At 53.5% G+C, this 14,929-nt stretch carries 12 protein-coding genes; 9 read left to right on the top strand and 3 right to left on the bottom strand.

The genetic code is table 11. The annotated features are described in order from the left end of the window. Positions 1 to 26: 26 nt before the first annotated feature. Genes prpC through SQ11_RS10715 form a run of 3 tightly spaced genes read right to left on the bottom strand, consistent with a single transcriptional unit; the run spans position 27 to position 2,382 of the window. A complete protein-coding gene (gene prpC / locus SQ11_RS10725; RefSeq protein ID WP_041514177.1) occupies positions 27 to 1,184 on the bottom strand; it encodes a 2-methylcitrate synthase in 1,158 nt (385 codons plus the stop codon). After that, a complete protein-coding gene (gene prpB, locus SQ11_RS10720; protein ID WP_041514176.1) occupies positions 1,177 to 2,073 on the bottom strand; it encodes a methylisocitrate lyase in 897 nt (298 codons plus the stop codon). The genes prpC and prpB overlap by 8 nt, the downstream gene beginning before the upstream one ends. A 33-nt stretch (positions 2,074 to 2,106) precedes the next feature. Then, positions 2,107 to 2,382 carry a hypothetical protein gene (locus SQ11_RS10715; protein WP_041514175.1) on the bottom strand — a complete coding sequence of 92 codons (276 nt, stop codon included), beginning with the start codon at positions 2,380 to 2,382 and terminating at the stop codon, positions 2,107 to 2,109. Positions 2,383 to 2,818: 436 nt separating this feature from the next. Here SQ11_RS10715 and sdhC point away from each other — a divergent pair, with 436 nt between their 5' ends. From sdhC to SQ11_RS10670, 9 genes are all read left to right on the top strand, one after another. Continuing rightward, positions 2,819 to 3,196: a succinate dehydrogenase, cytochrome b556 subunit gene (sdhC, locus tag SQ11_RS10710; RefSeq protein WP_232297970.1), complete on the top strand. Its 378-nt coding sequence runs from the start codon at positions 2,819 to 2,821 to the stop codon at positions 3,194 to 3,196. Beyond that, positions 3,190 to 3,552, top strand: coding sequence for a succinate dehydrogenase, hydrophobic membrane anchor protein (gene sdhD / locus SQ11_RS10705; RefSeq protein ID WP_041514173.1), 363 nt, complete (start codon positions 3,190 to 3,192; stop codon positions 3,550 to 3,552). The genes sdhC and sdhD overlap by 7 nt, the downstream gene beginning before the upstream one ends. Next, the gene (sdhA, locus tag SQ11_RS10700) at positions 3,543 to 5,306 is read left to right on the top strand and encodes a succinate dehydrogenase flavoprotein subunit (RefSeq protein ID WP_041514225.1); all 1,764 of its coding nucleotides are present in this window, start codon (positions 3,543 to 3,545) and stop codon (positions 5,304 to 5,306) included. Before sdhD ends, sdhA begins: the two co-directional genes overlap by 10 nt. Positions 5,307 to 5,398: 92 nt before the next feature. Further along, a complete protein-coding gene (gene zwf, locus SQ11_RS10695) occupies positions 5,399 to 6,904 on the top strand; it encodes a glucose-6-phosphate dehydrogenase (RefSeq protein ID WP_041514172.1) in 1,506 nt (501 codons plus the stop codon). A gap of 31 nt (positions 6,905 to 6,935) precedes the next feature. Beyond that, positions 6,936 to 9,491, top strand: a complete 2,556-nt coding sequence (locus SQ11_RS10690; RefSeq protein ID WP_052494176.1) for a glycogen/starch/alpha-glucan phosphorylase — start codon at positions 6,936 to 6,938, stop codon at positions 9,489 to 9,491. 63 nt (positions 9,492 to 9,554) lie between these two features. After that, positions 9,555 to 10,250, top strand: a complete 696-nt coding sequence (locus tag SQ11_RS10685; RefSeq protein WP_041514171.1) for a succinate dehydrogenase iron-sulfur subunit — start codon at positions 9,555 to 9,557, stop codon at positions 10,248 to 10,250. A gap of 135 nt (positions 10,251 to 10,385) precedes the next feature. Beyond that, positions 10,386 to 10,619, top strand: a complete 234-nt coding sequence (locus SQ11_RS10680) for a succinate dehydrogenase assembly factor 2 (RefSeq protein ID WP_041514170.1) — start codon at positions 10,386 to 10,388, stop codon at positions 10,617 to 10,619. A gap of 46 nt (positions 10,620 to 10,665) precedes the next feature. Next, positions 10,666 to 11,967 carry a citrate synthase gene (gene gltA, locus SQ11_RS10675; protein ID WP_041514169.1) on the top strand — a complete coding sequence of 434 codons (1,302 nt, stop codon included), beginning with the start codon at positions 10,666 to 10,668 and terminating at the stop codon, positions 11,965 to 11,967. Between the two features lie 42 nt (positions 11,968 to 12,009). Continuing rightward, the gene (locus tag SQ11_RS10670) at positions 12,010 to 14,871 is read left to right on the top strand and encodes a 2-oxoglutarate dehydrogenase E1 component (protein ID WP_041514168.1); all 2,862 of its coding nucleotides are present in this window, start codon (positions 12,010 to 12,012) and stop codon (positions 14,869 to 14,871) included. The last annotated feature ends 58 nt before the right edge of the window (positions 14,872 to 14,929 follow it).

The following is a 14,929-nucleotide window of genomic DNA, read 5'->3' as shown; positions in this document are numbered from 1 at the left end:
ATCGATGACGTCGATTACTCCGTCCACTAATCACGTGCCGAAATCGGAATAAACCCGCGATCCTCCGGCCCGGTATAATTCGCCGAAGGCCGGATAATCTTGTTGTCCAGGCGTTGCTCAATAATATGGGCGGCCCAGCCACTGGTCCGCGCAATCGCAAAAAGCGGGGTAAACATGGCCGTCGGTATCCCCATCATGTGATAACTCACAGCGGAGAACCAGTCGAGGTTGGGGAACATTTTCTTAATGTCCCACATCACCGTTTCCAGTCTGGCGGCAACATCAAACATTTCCATGTCACCGGTCTCTGCCGAGAGCCTTCTCGCCACTTCCCGGATAATCCGGTTACGCGGGTCGGAGACGGTATAAACCGGATGACCGAATCCAATGATGATTTCCTTATCCCCCACCCGGCGACGGATGTCAGCTTCGGCTTCATCCGGATTATCGTAGCGCTTCTGGATATCGAATGCGGCCTCATTGGCACCACCATGCTTCGGTCCGCGCAGTGCGCCGATAGCGCCGCTGATGGCGGAATAAAAATCCGAGCCGGTTCCGGCAATCACGCGCGCGGTAAAAGTGGAAGCATTGAACTCATGCTCAGCATATAGCACCAGCGAAGTGTGCATTGCCTTCACCCAGTTCGGGGGCGGCGGTCTTCCATGCAATAGGTTTAAAAAATTTCCACCAATTGAGTCATCGCCGGTCGCCACGTCGATCCGGCGATGATGGTGAGAATAATGATACCAGTAGAGCAATAAAGGTCCCAGGCAGGCCAGCAACCGGTCGGCCAAATTGCGCGCACCTTCAACGGAATGATTCTCCGCTTCCGGCAGGACGGTACCCAATGCCGAAACGCCTGTACGCATGACATCCATCGGATGTGCGGCTGCGGGAATCGCTTCCAGCATGGTCTTAACGCTGGCGGGAAAGTCGCGCAGACTTCTCAGTTTTTCTTTATAGGCAATCAGCTCCGCCAGTGTAGGCAGCTTTTCATGAACCAGCAGATAGGCGATTTCTTCGAATTCACAGGTATCCGCCACGTCCAGGATGTCATAGCCGCGATAATGCAGATCATTGCCGGTTTTACCGACGCTGCTGATAGCGGTGTTGCCCGCCACCACGCCGGACAGCATGACGGACTTCTTGGTTTTTGAAGTGGGATTCTTGATAACTTCAGTCATTTCCAGGTTTTTTGGATTCGGAAAATAAGATATTCAGCTTCTCTTCGTAGGCATGATAATCAAGAAATTCGTATAGCTCTGCACGAGTCTGCATGGCATCTATCACATTTTTCTGCGAGCCCTCATTACGTATTGACCGATACACATTGAGGGCAGCGGCATTCATTGCCCGAAATGCGGATAGTGGATAAAGCACCAGGGAAACATTCACCTCGGCCAATTCTTCGACTGTAAAGAGAGGCGTCACACCAAATTCGGTGATATTAGCGAGAATCGGGACTCGCATCGCTGCTGCGAATTGCCGATACATGTCCAATTCGGTGACAGCCTCGGGGAAAATTATATCCGCCCCCGCCTCCACATATCGGCTCGCGCGATCTATGGCAGCTTGAAGTCCTTCAACCGCCAGGGCATCGGTACGCGCCATGACGACAAAATCGGGATCGGTTCTGGCATCCACAGTGGCCTTAATACGATCCACCATTTCCTCATGGCTGACGACAGCCTTGCCCGGCCGGTGGCCGCAGCGTTTGGCCGAGACCTGATCTTCAATATGCATCGCTGCTGCTCCAGACTTGATCAGCGATTTCACCGTGCGGGCGATATTAAAGGCACTTCCCCCAAAGCCGGTATCCGCGTCCACCAGTAATGGCAGATCAGTGATGTCCGTGATGCGGCGCACGTCTGTCAGCACGTCATCCAGCGTCGAAATAGCGAGATCGGGAAGACCCAGGGAGCCCGCCGCTACTCCGGCACCTGAAAGATAAATCGCTCTGAAGCCGGTACGCTCAGCCATGCGTGCGGCATATGCATTGATGCAGCCTGCGATTTGCAAAGGCTTCTCTGCGGCAAGCGCGGCACGGAAACGAAAACCAGCGGAGTCGATCATGGAAGCAGCGAAATAGTGAACCGTCGAGTACAGTTATCCAAGCAGGTGTCTCACAGAATCCCATTCCTCCACCAACTCATGGTAGGTTGCCTGCATTTTTGCTTTGCTGAATTTACTTATCTCAAGACCAGGGACGATTCTGTAGATCCCCTCACGACAGGTTACAGGATAACCGTAGATCAAACCCTCGGGAATACCGTAGCTGCCGCCCGGGGAGATGTCCATGGATACCCAGTCATTTTCCCGCGCACCAAAAATCCTAGGCGCCAAGTGCTGACAGTCAGGTTTCGCCGCTTGCCTGGCGTCCATGGATCAAGCTATGGACTTCACCCCACCGGCAAAACCATTCCACAACCCGCCCTGCCGTCCTCTCACATCCCAATAGATGATCCGGGGCAAATTTGCACGATTATTACGCAGGGTCTTGTTTTGTAGGAAGATTCTGTGAAAGAGCGGTGTATTATTCATACGCCCGACTGGACAAATTTCCATAAGAAACAAAAAACCAGCGAGACGCGTCAATTTATGAAACAGCCGGGTTAGTATATGCTCCACGCACCGGACTATAAAAACATTCCACCCTGCTGTCAATTTAAGCGGTATTCAGGGTTCGCCTTGGGCTGGAATCCCGCCTTAAACCACATTAACTACCGGGTTACTTGTGCGTGCACTTATATTGTATCGCTCAGTATAACGGTCTACACTAAGTCAGTGGATGGTAGCCCGGCATCTTGGAAGTAAAAAATTGCAAAGAACACGTCCCAAATTTCTTAATCTGATGGAAATCAGGCAGCCGCTCCCTGCCGTGATTTCCTTTCTGCACCGCGTAAGCGGAGTGCTACTGTTCTTTCCCGGCATCCCTCTCCTTCTTTGCGGCCTTGAAATGACGCTGAGTTCCCCTCAAGACTATGCTCAATTCCAATCTCTTGTGGCCAGCCCCCTGTCTAAAACCGCACTGACTCTCCTGTTGTGGTTCTTCCTGCATCATCTCTGTGCAGGTATTCGTTTTCTCGCGCTGGATCTGCATTATGGCGGTGCATTGGCACAGGCACGATTGACCAGCAGGGTGGTGCTGGCTGCGGGAATCATTCTCACGTTGCTGGTCTCGCTATTGATATGGTGAAGCGAATCGTCACCGGAGCCCATTACGGTCTACGGGACTGGCTGGCGCAGCGAGTGACTGCGGTGGTAATGGTTGGCTTTGTCCTGTGCCTCGCCATCGCCCTACTGATCTCGCCGCCGCATGATTATGCTACATGGAAATCGCTGCTCAGTGGACGATGGATGCGCATTGCCGCCTTCCTGTTTCTTGCCAGCCTGTTCTGGCATGCCTGGATCGGGATGCGTAATATCCTCATGGACTACGTTCACGCTACCGGCCTCCGACTGACATTGCAGATATTGATCATTTTATCCCTGCTGTTTTATACCATCTGGTCGGTGGAGATCCTGTGGGCATTGGAGTTGGCGTGGCGATAGCAAAAAGAAAATTCGATGCGGTAATCGTTGGCGCCGGTGGCGCGGGCATGCGCGCCGCATTGCAGTTATCGGAAGCTGGACTCAAGGTGGCGGTGTTATCCAAGGTATTTCCCACCCGCTCCCACACGGTGGCCGCGCAGGGTGGCATTGCCGCGGCGCTCGGGAACGTTACCGAGGATAACTGGCACTGGCATATGTACGATACAGTGAAAGGGTCCGATTATCTGGGCGATCAGGACGCCATCGAATTCATGTGCCGTCAGGCCAGCGAGGTAGTGTATGAACTGGAGCATTATGGCATGCCGTTCGATCGTCTGGAGAACGGCAAGATTTACCAGCGTCCCTTTGGCGGTCAATCGCAGAATTTCGGCGGCGCACAGGCAACACGCTCGTGCGCAGCGGCGGATCGCACCGGCCATGCGATGCTGCACACGCTCTATCAACGCAACGTGCGTGCCAACACCCAGTTTTTTGTGGAATGGATGGGCCTGGATCTGATCCGCGATGAAGACGGTGAAGTCTGCGGCATTACGGCACTGGACATGGAAACCGGCGAAGTCATGGCGCTGCAGGCCAGGGCCACCCTGTTCGCGACCGGCGGCGGTGCACGCATATTCCACGCCAGCACCAACGCATTCATCAATACCGGCGACGGTCTCGGCATGGCGGCACGTGCTGGCATACCTCTGGAGGATATGGAATTCTGGCAATTCCATCCCACCGGCGTGTATGGAGTTGGCGTGCTCATCAGCGAGGCGGTACGCGGCGAGGGCGGCTATCTGCTTAACAAGAATGGCGAGCGCTTCATGGAACGCTACGCGCCCCATGCCAAGGATCTGGCCAGCCGCGATGTCGTGTCGCGTGCCCTGACTACGGAAATCAAGGAAGGACGCGGCTGTGGCAGAGACGCCGATCATCTGCTGTTGAAGCTCGATCATCTGGGTGCGGATGTGATCAAGGCACGGCTGCCGGGTATTCGTGAAATTGCCATGAAGTTTGCCCATGCCGATCCAATCCGTGATCCGATTCCGGTGGCACCCACTGCGCATTATATGATGGGTGGCATCCCCACCAATTATTATGGACAGGTAGTGGCTCCCTACAAAACGGGGCCCGAAGAAGTGGTACAAGGTTTTTATGCCGTAGGCGAGTGCGCTTGCGTTTCCGTGCATGGCGGCAACCGTCTGGGAACCAATTCGCTGCTCGATATCGTGGTGTTCGGACGGGCAGCCGGCAATCAGATTATCGAGGAACTGAAAAAGAACCCTCATCACAAACAATTACCAGCGGATGCCGCCGATAGGTCACTTGCACGGCTGGCCCGGCTGGATGGTCAGAAGGATGGAGAGAGTGTGGCCCAAGTCGGCGACGCGCTGCGCAAAACCATGCAGGCGCATTGTGGCGTATTCCGTTTTGCGGACATGCTCAAGCAGGGTATCTCAAAAATTGAAGAAGTGGCGGAACGGGCCACGCATACCGGGATCAGGGACAAGAGCAGAGTCTTCAATACCGCGCGGGTGGAAGCGCTGGAGCTCGACAACCTTGTGGAGGTGGCGGTGGCTACCATGGTGTCGGCTGAAGCGCGCACTGAAAGCCGCGGGGCTCATGCGCGTGACGATTTTCCGGCGCGGGATGACGATAAGTGGCTGAAGCACACTTTATTTTTCAGCGAAGGACGGCGGCTGGATTACAAGCCGGTTCGGTTAAAACCATTGACCGTGGAATCGTTCCCGCCCAAGCCGAGGACATATTAACGAGAAAATCACATATTAATGAGAGAATCTTTAATTATTGACGTATAGGATCTTGATGTTGTTGGCGCACGCCGAACAGGGGGGAAATGAAAATGCAGGTCATCGAACCATGTGTGGTAGTGATTTTTGGGGCAAGCGGGGATTTGGCGCGGCGCAAATTGATCCCGGCGCTGTTCCGGCTCGAAACCGCCGGACGACTGCCGGAAAAAATGACGATACTTGGGTGTAGCCTGGAGCCTTGGAGCAGCGAGCAGTGGATCTCGGAAGTAGCCAGCATGCTCCGGTCCAAATTTGCGGCGGGGCTCGACGAACAGGCATTCGAGCGTTTTCGTGCACGTCTGCATTACCATCCCAACCCTCCCGGCAATAGCGATGCTTATCTGAAATTAAAGAAAATATTGGAGGAAACGCCGGGACTTCCCCCCAATACCGTATTTTATATGGCGGTGCGTCCGTCAGCGTTCCCGGCGATCATCGACAAACTCGGCGTAATCGGCTTGCTCAAGCAGGAAAAGGGCTGGTGCCGCGTGGTCATCGAAAAACCTTTCGGTTACGACTTGTTAAGTGCGCAAACCCTACAAGGTAGTCTATACCGTCACTTGAACGAGCCGCAAATTTTCCGGATCGACCACTATCTTGGCAAGGGCACTGTGCAGAACGTACTGGTATTTCGCTTCGCCAATATATTGCTGGAACCATTATGGAACAATCATTATATCGACCATGTGCAGATTACCCATTCGGAAACCCTGGGGGTTGACGGACGGGCGGATTATTATGAGGGAGCCGGTGCGCTACGCGACATGATACAGAGCCACTTGCTGCAGTTGCTTGCCCTGGTGGCGATGGAACCGCCGGTATCTGTGTCTGCAGAGCACTTGCGGGACGAGAAAGTGAAAGTGCTGAAAGCGATACGGCCGATCACGCAAAATTCGGTGCATGCCCACGCCTTCCGCGGTCAATATACCAGCGGTACCATCGATGGCAAGCCCGTTCCGGGGTACCTGGACGAATCAGGTGTGGCGCCGGATAGTTCCACCGAAACCTATGCGGCCCTGAAACTGTATCTAGATAACTGGCGGTGGGCCGGCGTACCCTTCTATCTGCGCACCGGCAAACGCCTGGCGGAAAATAGTTCGGCGATTTGTATCCGCTTCAAAAAGCCGCCGCAGGATTTGCTGCGTCATGCGCTTCGCGAATCATCGCACCCAAATTGGATTATGCTGGGCATTCAACCCAACGACTGCCTGAGGATGGAAGTTCAAGTCAAAGTGCCGGGACTGGACTTGCATACACGCACGATCAGTCTGGATGCGACCTATCGCAAAGCCAGCGAAGAGGATTACGATGCTTACGAAGGTTTGCTGCTGGATGTGATGCAAGGCGATCATTCACTATTTCTGCGCATCGATGAAGTGGAATGGGCGTGGCGCGCAGTAGATCCCATTATCAAGGTGTGGGCAATGGAACGCGATTTTATCAATGGCTATCAGGCCGGTACCTGGGGACCGCGCGGGACCTATCGCCTGTTTGATGGCGACGGTCAGTTCTGGCGCCATTCACTGAATCCGGAGGGTGCTGATTTGCAGGCGTATTGATTACCGTTTCATAAACTTGACGGGATAAATCATGACTGATTCCTTACCAAAATCTATTTTTGATCACGAAAAAGTCGGTTTCGATACCGACTCGATCAAGCAGTCTCTTTCCAACTGCCTGATCTATTCGGTCGGCAAAGACACCATTACCGCCACTGATCGCGACAGGTTCTTTGCCACGGCGTATTTAGTGCGCAATCGCTTGATCGACCGCTGGATGGAAACCATGCGCGGTTATTACATCAATGATGCAAAGCGGGTTTATTATTTTTCACTGGAATTTCTGATGGGACGTACGCTGATGAATAGCGTGCACAATCTGGGTTTTGATCAGCAATTCCGTGAGGCGCTTAACGATTTGGGAATCAATCTGGACAGTGTGCGTGAAATAGAGCCGGATGCCGCGCTTGGAAATGGCGGCTTGGGGCGGCTTGCCGCCTGCTTCCTCGATTCCATGGCGACGCTCGACCTTCCCGGCTACGGCTATGGCATCCGTTACGAGTATGGCATGTTCGCCCAGCGCATCGAGGATGGCAGGCAAGTCGAGCATCCGGATAACTGGCTGCGCTACGGCAATCCCTGGGAATTTCCCCGTCCTGAGGTGCTATATCAGGTTAAATTTCACGGCCGTGCGGTTCAATACCCGGATGAACAAGGTGTGGCACACTATCACTGGATAGATACCGACGATGTAATGGCCATGGCTTTTGACACCCCTATTCCAGGCTATGGCACCCATACCGTCAATAACATGCGCCTCTGGTCGGCTAAGGCGACGCGCGATTTCGAATTGCGTTATTTCAACGAGGGTAATTATGTCAAGGCGGTGGAAGATAAGAACGATTCCGAGAATCTATCCAAGGTACTGTATCCCGACGATACGACCACAATGGGACGCGAGCTGCGTCTGAAGCAACAATATTTCTTCGTATGTGCTTCATTGCATGACATCCTGTATCGCTACAACAAATACCAGAGCAATTTCGATGCCTTGCCCGACAAGGTAGCCATCCAGTTGAACGACACGCATCCCGCCATTGCCATCCCCGAACTGATGCGCGTGCTGGTGGATTTGCACCATCTGGATTGGGAGAAAGCGTGGGATATCACCATACGCACTTTCGCCTATACCAACCACACGCTGATGCCTGAAGCGCTCGAAACCTGGACGGTTGCCCTGTTCGAGAATGTCCTGCCTCGCCATTTGCAAATCATCTATGAAATCAACCACCGGTTCTTGAAAGATGTGATGCACCGATACCCTGGTGATACCGCGATATTGCGCCGCATGTCCATCATAGACGAGTCGGGAGAGAAACGAATCCGCATGGCCCACCTGGCCATCGTCGGCAGCCACAAGGTGAACGGAGTAGCGCAAATTCATACCGAATTGATGAAGCAGACCATATTTTCGGACTTCGACCAGTTTTTCCCCGGTAAGATCATTAACATAACCAATGGCATCACGCCACGCCGCTGGCTGAACCAGGCCAATCGGGGTTTGGCCGAACTCATTACCACGCGCATCGGTTCCGACTGGGTCAAGGACTTGAGCCAGTTGAAGCAATTGGTTCCACTTGCCGACGACGCTTCCTTTCGCAAGGAGTTCGCCGCAGTGAAGCGTGCGGACAAGGAGCAATTGGTTGCCGTGCTGAAGCAAAAGCTCAACATTGATATCAGCGCGGATTCGCTGTTCGATGTCCAGATCAAGCGGATCCACGAGTACAAGCGGCAACTGCTCAACGTGCTGCATGTGGTGACTCTGTATAACCGCATTCGCCATAACCCGAACGCGGAGTACGTTTCACGCACCGTAATTTTTGGCGGCAAGGCCGCGCCTGGTTATGTCATGGCCAAGCTCATCATCAAACTTATTAACGATATCGCCGACATCGTTAATAATGACCCGCAGGTATCCAGCCATCTGAAAGTGGTGTTTATGCCCAATTACGATGTATCTGCCGCTGAAAAGATGATTCCAGCCGCGGATCTCTCGGAGCAGATTTCCACTGCGGGCACAGAGGCCTCCGGTACGGGAAACATGAAGCTGGCATTGAACGGCGCGCTCACGATTGGTACCCTGGATGGCGCCAATATCGAAATTGGCAGCGAAGTCGGAGAGGAGAATATCTTCATATTCGGCCTCACGGCGGCGGAAGTGGCCGAGACGAAAGCAAAGGGTTATCAACCTTGGGATTTCTACCACGCCAACCCGGAGTTGCGAGCGGTGCTCGATATGATCGGATCGGGATTTTTCTCGCCGGATGAGCCGGCCCGTTTTAAATCTATCGTCGATACGCTTTTAGAGCATGGGGATAGATATCTGCTGCTGGCGGACTATGCCTCTTATATTGATTGTCAGAAGAAAGTTGAAGCGGCTTACCAGGATCAGGAGCAGTGGGTGCGCAAGGCGATCCTGAATGTTGCCAATATGAGTAAATTTTCCAGTGACCGCACCATCATGCAGTATGCCAGCGAGATCTGGGATGCGAAGGCAGTAGCACCCTCCGACGTAAGGACTGGCGAAGCTCGCCACCATGCTGCAACGACTTCAGGAGGCGGATCGGGGCATGATCACCTGCCTTAATTAAGCTCCGTATTTCTCGTAACAAATCTAACTGATTATGATGGACATATTAAGGAATCAGCCATGAGATTCTCAATCTACCGCTTCGATCCCGACAAGGATGAAAAGCCTTATATGCAGGATTACGACATTGCGCTGGAACCGGCCGACAAGATGTTGCTGGATGCACTGATACGTATCAAGTCCGTGGATGACAGTTTGAGCCTGCGCCGCTCCTGCCGGGAAGGCGTATGCGGATCGGATGGAATGAACATCAATGGCCGCAACGGATTGGCATGCATTACCCCAGTCGCCGGACTGAAAGAACCGGTGGAATTACGCCCACTGCCAGGACTACCGGTGATACGCGATCTGATTGTGGACATGACTCAATTTTTCAAACAATACCATTCCATCAAGCCTTATCTCATCAACAACGATCCGCCGCCGGAAACCGAGCGGCTGCAATCGCCCGAAGAAAGGGCGGAACTGGATGGACTGTATGAATGTATCCTATGCGCATGCTGCTCCACCGCATGCCCTTCCTTCTGGTGGAACCCGGATAAGTTCGTAGGTCCGGCGGGACTGTTGCAAGCATATCGCTTCATCGCTGACAGCCGCGACCAGGCTACCGCCGAGCGGCTGGACAATCTGGAAGATCCCTATCGCCTTTTCCGCTGCCACTCCATTATGAACTGCGTGGATGTGTGCCCCAAGGAATTGAATCCAACCAGAGCAATTGGCAAGATTAAGGACATGATGGTGAAAAGAACGGTATGATCCTGAGTCCGGCAATTAAATGTTCATTTTTCGTTCATTTGCCAAGTTCGGCGCAATGATCAAGGAAGAAGATTTTTTGCATCGCTCGATCTTCGCCTTCAGCGGCATTTCGCTGCCACCACCGCCGGATTTAGGATGAAAGAACAGGAGCGTGCCCGCTGGCGGTGCCGGCGCGGTTTGCTGGAACTTGACATCGTGCTGCAGCGCTTCATGGATGAGCATTATGCCCGGCTGGACGAAACAGAGTTGCGGCAATTTGAAACATTGCTGGATCTTCCCGACAACGACCTGTGGGAAATGATCGCCCTGAGGAACGAAGTCGAGGATGAAAGCTCGCAACCTGTGCTTCGCCTTTTGCAAACAGTTTAATCCCATCGTGGTTTCAAGCGGAGAGAACGAAATAGTGGAGAATGACATGGAACAAAAACGTAACGCGACTCTCAATCTGGATAATGGCGGTCAACCTCTGGAATTTCCCATCATGTCCGGAAGCATGGGGCCGGACGTCGTGGATATCCGTACCCTGCACGCCAAGAGTGGTGTATTTACCTACGATCCCGGTTTTCTTTCCACCGCCAGCAGCAGCTCGAAAATAACCTATATCGATGGCGACAAGGGCATCCTGCTTTATCGCGGATATCCGATCGAACAGTTGGCCAAGCGATGCGATTTCATGGAAGTGTGTTACTTGCTGATGAATGGAGAATTGCCGACCAGAAGCGAAAAGGCATCATTCGATAAAACCATCAAGGAGCATACGATGGTGCATGAGCAACTGGCGCGGTTCTACACCGGCTTCCGCCGCGATGCCCATCCCATGGCGGTAATGGTTGGAGTGGTCGGCGCACTATCGGCGTTTTATCATGATGCGATGGATATTTCCGATGCCTCGCACCGCGAGCTGTCCGCATTTCGCCTGGTGGCGAAATTGCCGACCATTACCGCAATGACGTATAAATACAATATCGGCCAGCCTTTCGTCTATCCGCGCAATAATCTTAATTATGCGGAAAATTTCATGCATATGATGTTCGCCACGCCCGCCGAGGAATATAAACCCAACCCGGTATTGGCGCGAGCGCTGGATCGCATTCTGATCTTGCATGCCGACCACGAGCAGAATGCCTCCACTTCCACCGTGCGTCTCGCCGGTTCCAGCGGCGCAAATCCGTTTGCCTGTATCTCCGCCGGCATTGCCTGCCTCTGGGGACCCGCGCATGGCGGAGCAAATGAAGCCTGCCTCAATATGCTGGAAGAAATCGGCGATGATTCACGCATCGGCGAATATATTGACCGTGCTAAAGACAAAAACGACCCTTTCCGACTGGTGGGCTTTGGCCACCGGGTATACAAGAATTTCGACCCCCGCGCAAAATTGATGCGCGAAACCTGCCACGAGGTATTGAGCGAACTGGGGTTGCATGACGACCGTTTGTTCAAGCTGGCGTTGAAACTGGAGAAAATCGCGTTGGAGGATGAATATTTCATTTCCCGGAAACTCTACCCCAATGTCGATTTTTACTCCGGTATCGTGCAGCGCGCATTGGGCATTCCCATTTCCATGTTCACCGCCATATTTACCATGGCGCGCACAGTGGGGTGGATTGCGCAGTGGAATGAAATGATCTCCGATCCCGATTACAAGATAGGACGCCCGCGTCAGCTTTACACCGGCGCTGTCACCCGGGACGTGGTGCCGATCGCATTACGCAAGTGATCTGGTTTTACCAGATGTTCATCAAACCATGGAATCCAGGCCATGATAAAGCAGCTATTCGAAGACTCTCCCTTGTTCGGCGCGAACGCGCCCTTCATTGAAGGGCTTTACGAAGACTACCTGCGGAATCCGGAGTCGGTTCCACCGGAATGGCATCGCTATTTCGATAAATTACGCGTGGCGGCAGAATCGGCTTTAGGGCAGGATTTTCAGGATGTGCCGCACGGCCCGGTAATTGAGTCATTCCTCCGTCTGGCAAATGAGCGCTCTCGCCGCACCTCTGGCGATACCTCCCAGGAAGCCTACCCGGATAGGGATGATCTTGCTTCGGAGCACAAACAGATTTCGGTATTGCAATTAATCAATGCCTACCGTTTTCTCGGCGTGCGCCATGCCAATCTCGATCCTCTTAAGCGACAGGAAAAACCGTACATCGCGGAGCTCAATCCGGGCCATTATGGATTAACGGAATCAGACCTGGACACGGTTTTTGGCACCGGTTCGTTAATGGGCCCATCCCGCGCATCGCTACGGGAAATTCTTCAGATACTGCAGCAAACCTACTGCGGCAGTATCGGCGTCGAATATATGTATATCACCGATACCGAGCAGAAGCGCTGGATTCAGAATCGCATCGAAGGTCCGCGCGCGCAACCCGATTACTCCGCTGAATACAAGCGCCATATTCTGGAGCGCCTCAACGCGGCGGAAGGGCTGGAGAAATATCTGCACACGCGCTATGTCGGCCAGAAACGCTTCTCGGGTGAAGGCAGCGAAAGTCTGATTCCGTTATTGGATAACTTGCTGCAGCGCGCCGGGAAAATGGGTGTGCAACAGGTGGTCATCGGCATGGCGCACCGCGCGCGACTCAACGTATTGGTCAATACGTTGGGTAAAGTGCCCGCCGATCTGTTCCAGGAATTCGAAGGCAAGCAGCCGCAGGAGCTGACTGAAGGCGATGTCAAATATCACCAGGGCTTCTCCTCGGCGGTATCCACGCCAGGCGGGATCATGCGCTTGACACTGGCATTTAATCCCTCACATCTGGAAATCGTGGATCCGGTGGTGGAGGGATCGGTACGGGCCCGCCAACACCGCTTGCAAGACAGGGAAGGCAATCTGGTGTTGCCTGTGCTGCTGCACGGCGATGCCGCCTATTCCGCGCAGGGCGTGGTAATGGAAACCCTGAATCTGTCGCAAACCCGAGGCTATGGCACTGGCGGGACGGTGCATGTCATCATCAATAACCAGATCGGTTTCACCACCTCCGACCCGAGGGACGCCCGCTCCACGCTTTATTGCACCGATGTATCGAAAATGATCGAAGCGCCGGTTTTTCACGTCAATGGCGACGATCCCGAAGCAGTCATCATGGTGACCGAAATCGCGCTTGATTTCCGGATGAAATTCCACAAGGACGTGGTCGTGGATATGGTTTGTTTCCGTACCCTCGGGCACAATGAACAAGATGAACCGATGGTAACTCAGCCGCTCATGTACAAGATTATCGGCCGCCATCCCGGTACCCGCAAACTCTATGCCGATAAACTGGAAGCTGAAGGAGCCATCAGCACTGGTCAGGCTGAGTCAATGGTCAAGGCCTATCGTGATGACATGGATGCGGGCCGCAACCCGAATAAAACCATCCTTTATGACTACAAGTCGCCCAAGGCGGTGGACTGGACACCCTTTCTGAAAAAGGGCAAGTGGAATGCAAAAGTAAAGACCGGATTGCCGGAAGTGGAATTACGGAATCTGGCGGAACGGCTGACCGATATTCCCGCTAAATTCAAATTGCATTCGCGCGTGGAAAAGATTATCGCCGACCGCCGCCTGATGGGTGAAGGAAAGTTGCCGCTGGATTGGGGGATGGCCGAAAATCTCGCTTACGCGGCACTTCTGAAGAATGGCTTCCCCATACGCATTTCCGGCCAGGATTCCGGCCGTGGAACTTTCTTCCACCGGCATGCGGTGTTGCATGACCAGAACCGGGAGCGATGGGACGAAGGCACCTATGTGCCATTGCGCCATATTGCGCCGGGACAACCGGATTTCGTCATAATCGATTCCGTATTATCGGAAGAAGCGGTGCTGGGCTTCGAATACGGCTATGCGACCGCGGAACCGGATGAACTGGTGGTATGGGAAGCACAGTTTGGCGATTTCACCAATGGCGCGCAGGTAGTGATAGATCAGTTCATCGCTTCCGGCGAGGCCAAGTGGGGACGGCTATGCGGCCTGGTGTTGATGCTACCGCACGGTTACGAGGGACAAGGACCGGAACACTCTTCAGCCCGTCTGGAACGTTACCTGCAACTCTGCGCGGAATACAATATCCAGGTATGCGTTCCGTCCACGCCGGCACAGATGTTCCATGTGCTGCGACGGCAGATGATCCGTCCGCTGCGCAAACCGCTTGTCATCATGAGTCCCAAGAGCCTGTTGCGTCATAAGGAATCGGTATCGGGTCTTGCGGAACTCGCCGATGGCAATTTTCAGAATGTGATTCCGGAAACTCAGAAATTAGATCCGGAAAATATACGTCGCGTTATCGCTTGCTGTGGCAGAGTATATTACGACCTGTTGGCATACCGCAGGGAGCATCGGATCGAAGATGTCGCGATTATCCGCATCGAGCAGCTGTATCCGTTTCCACATGATGATTTTCAGACTGAAATCGATCGCTACCCACAAGCCGGAGATATTCTCTGGTGTCAGGAAGAACCCGGCAATCAGGGGGCATGGCACCGCATCCAGCACTACCTGCTGCGGCACAAACGGCCGGACCAGGTGTTGGGCTATGCATTGCGTGCATCCTCGGCATCCCCGGCGGTGGGATACCTGGCAAAGCATAATTTCCAGCAGAAGGAATTGGTGGCTGCGGCATTCCGCGAAAAAATCTGACCTGAATCCGGCCGTTGCAGCGGACACATCCTAAAGGTGAAAGCAAGTGGACAAGAAA

It is taken from the genome of Nitrosospira sp. NpAV, assembly GCF_000832065.1.
In the GTDB taxonomy this organism is placed as follows: Bacteria; Pseudomonadota; Gammaproteobacteria; order Burkholderiales; family Nitrosomonadaceae; genus Nitrosospira.
This window is presented reverse-complemented; position numbering and strand designations above follow the sequence as displayed.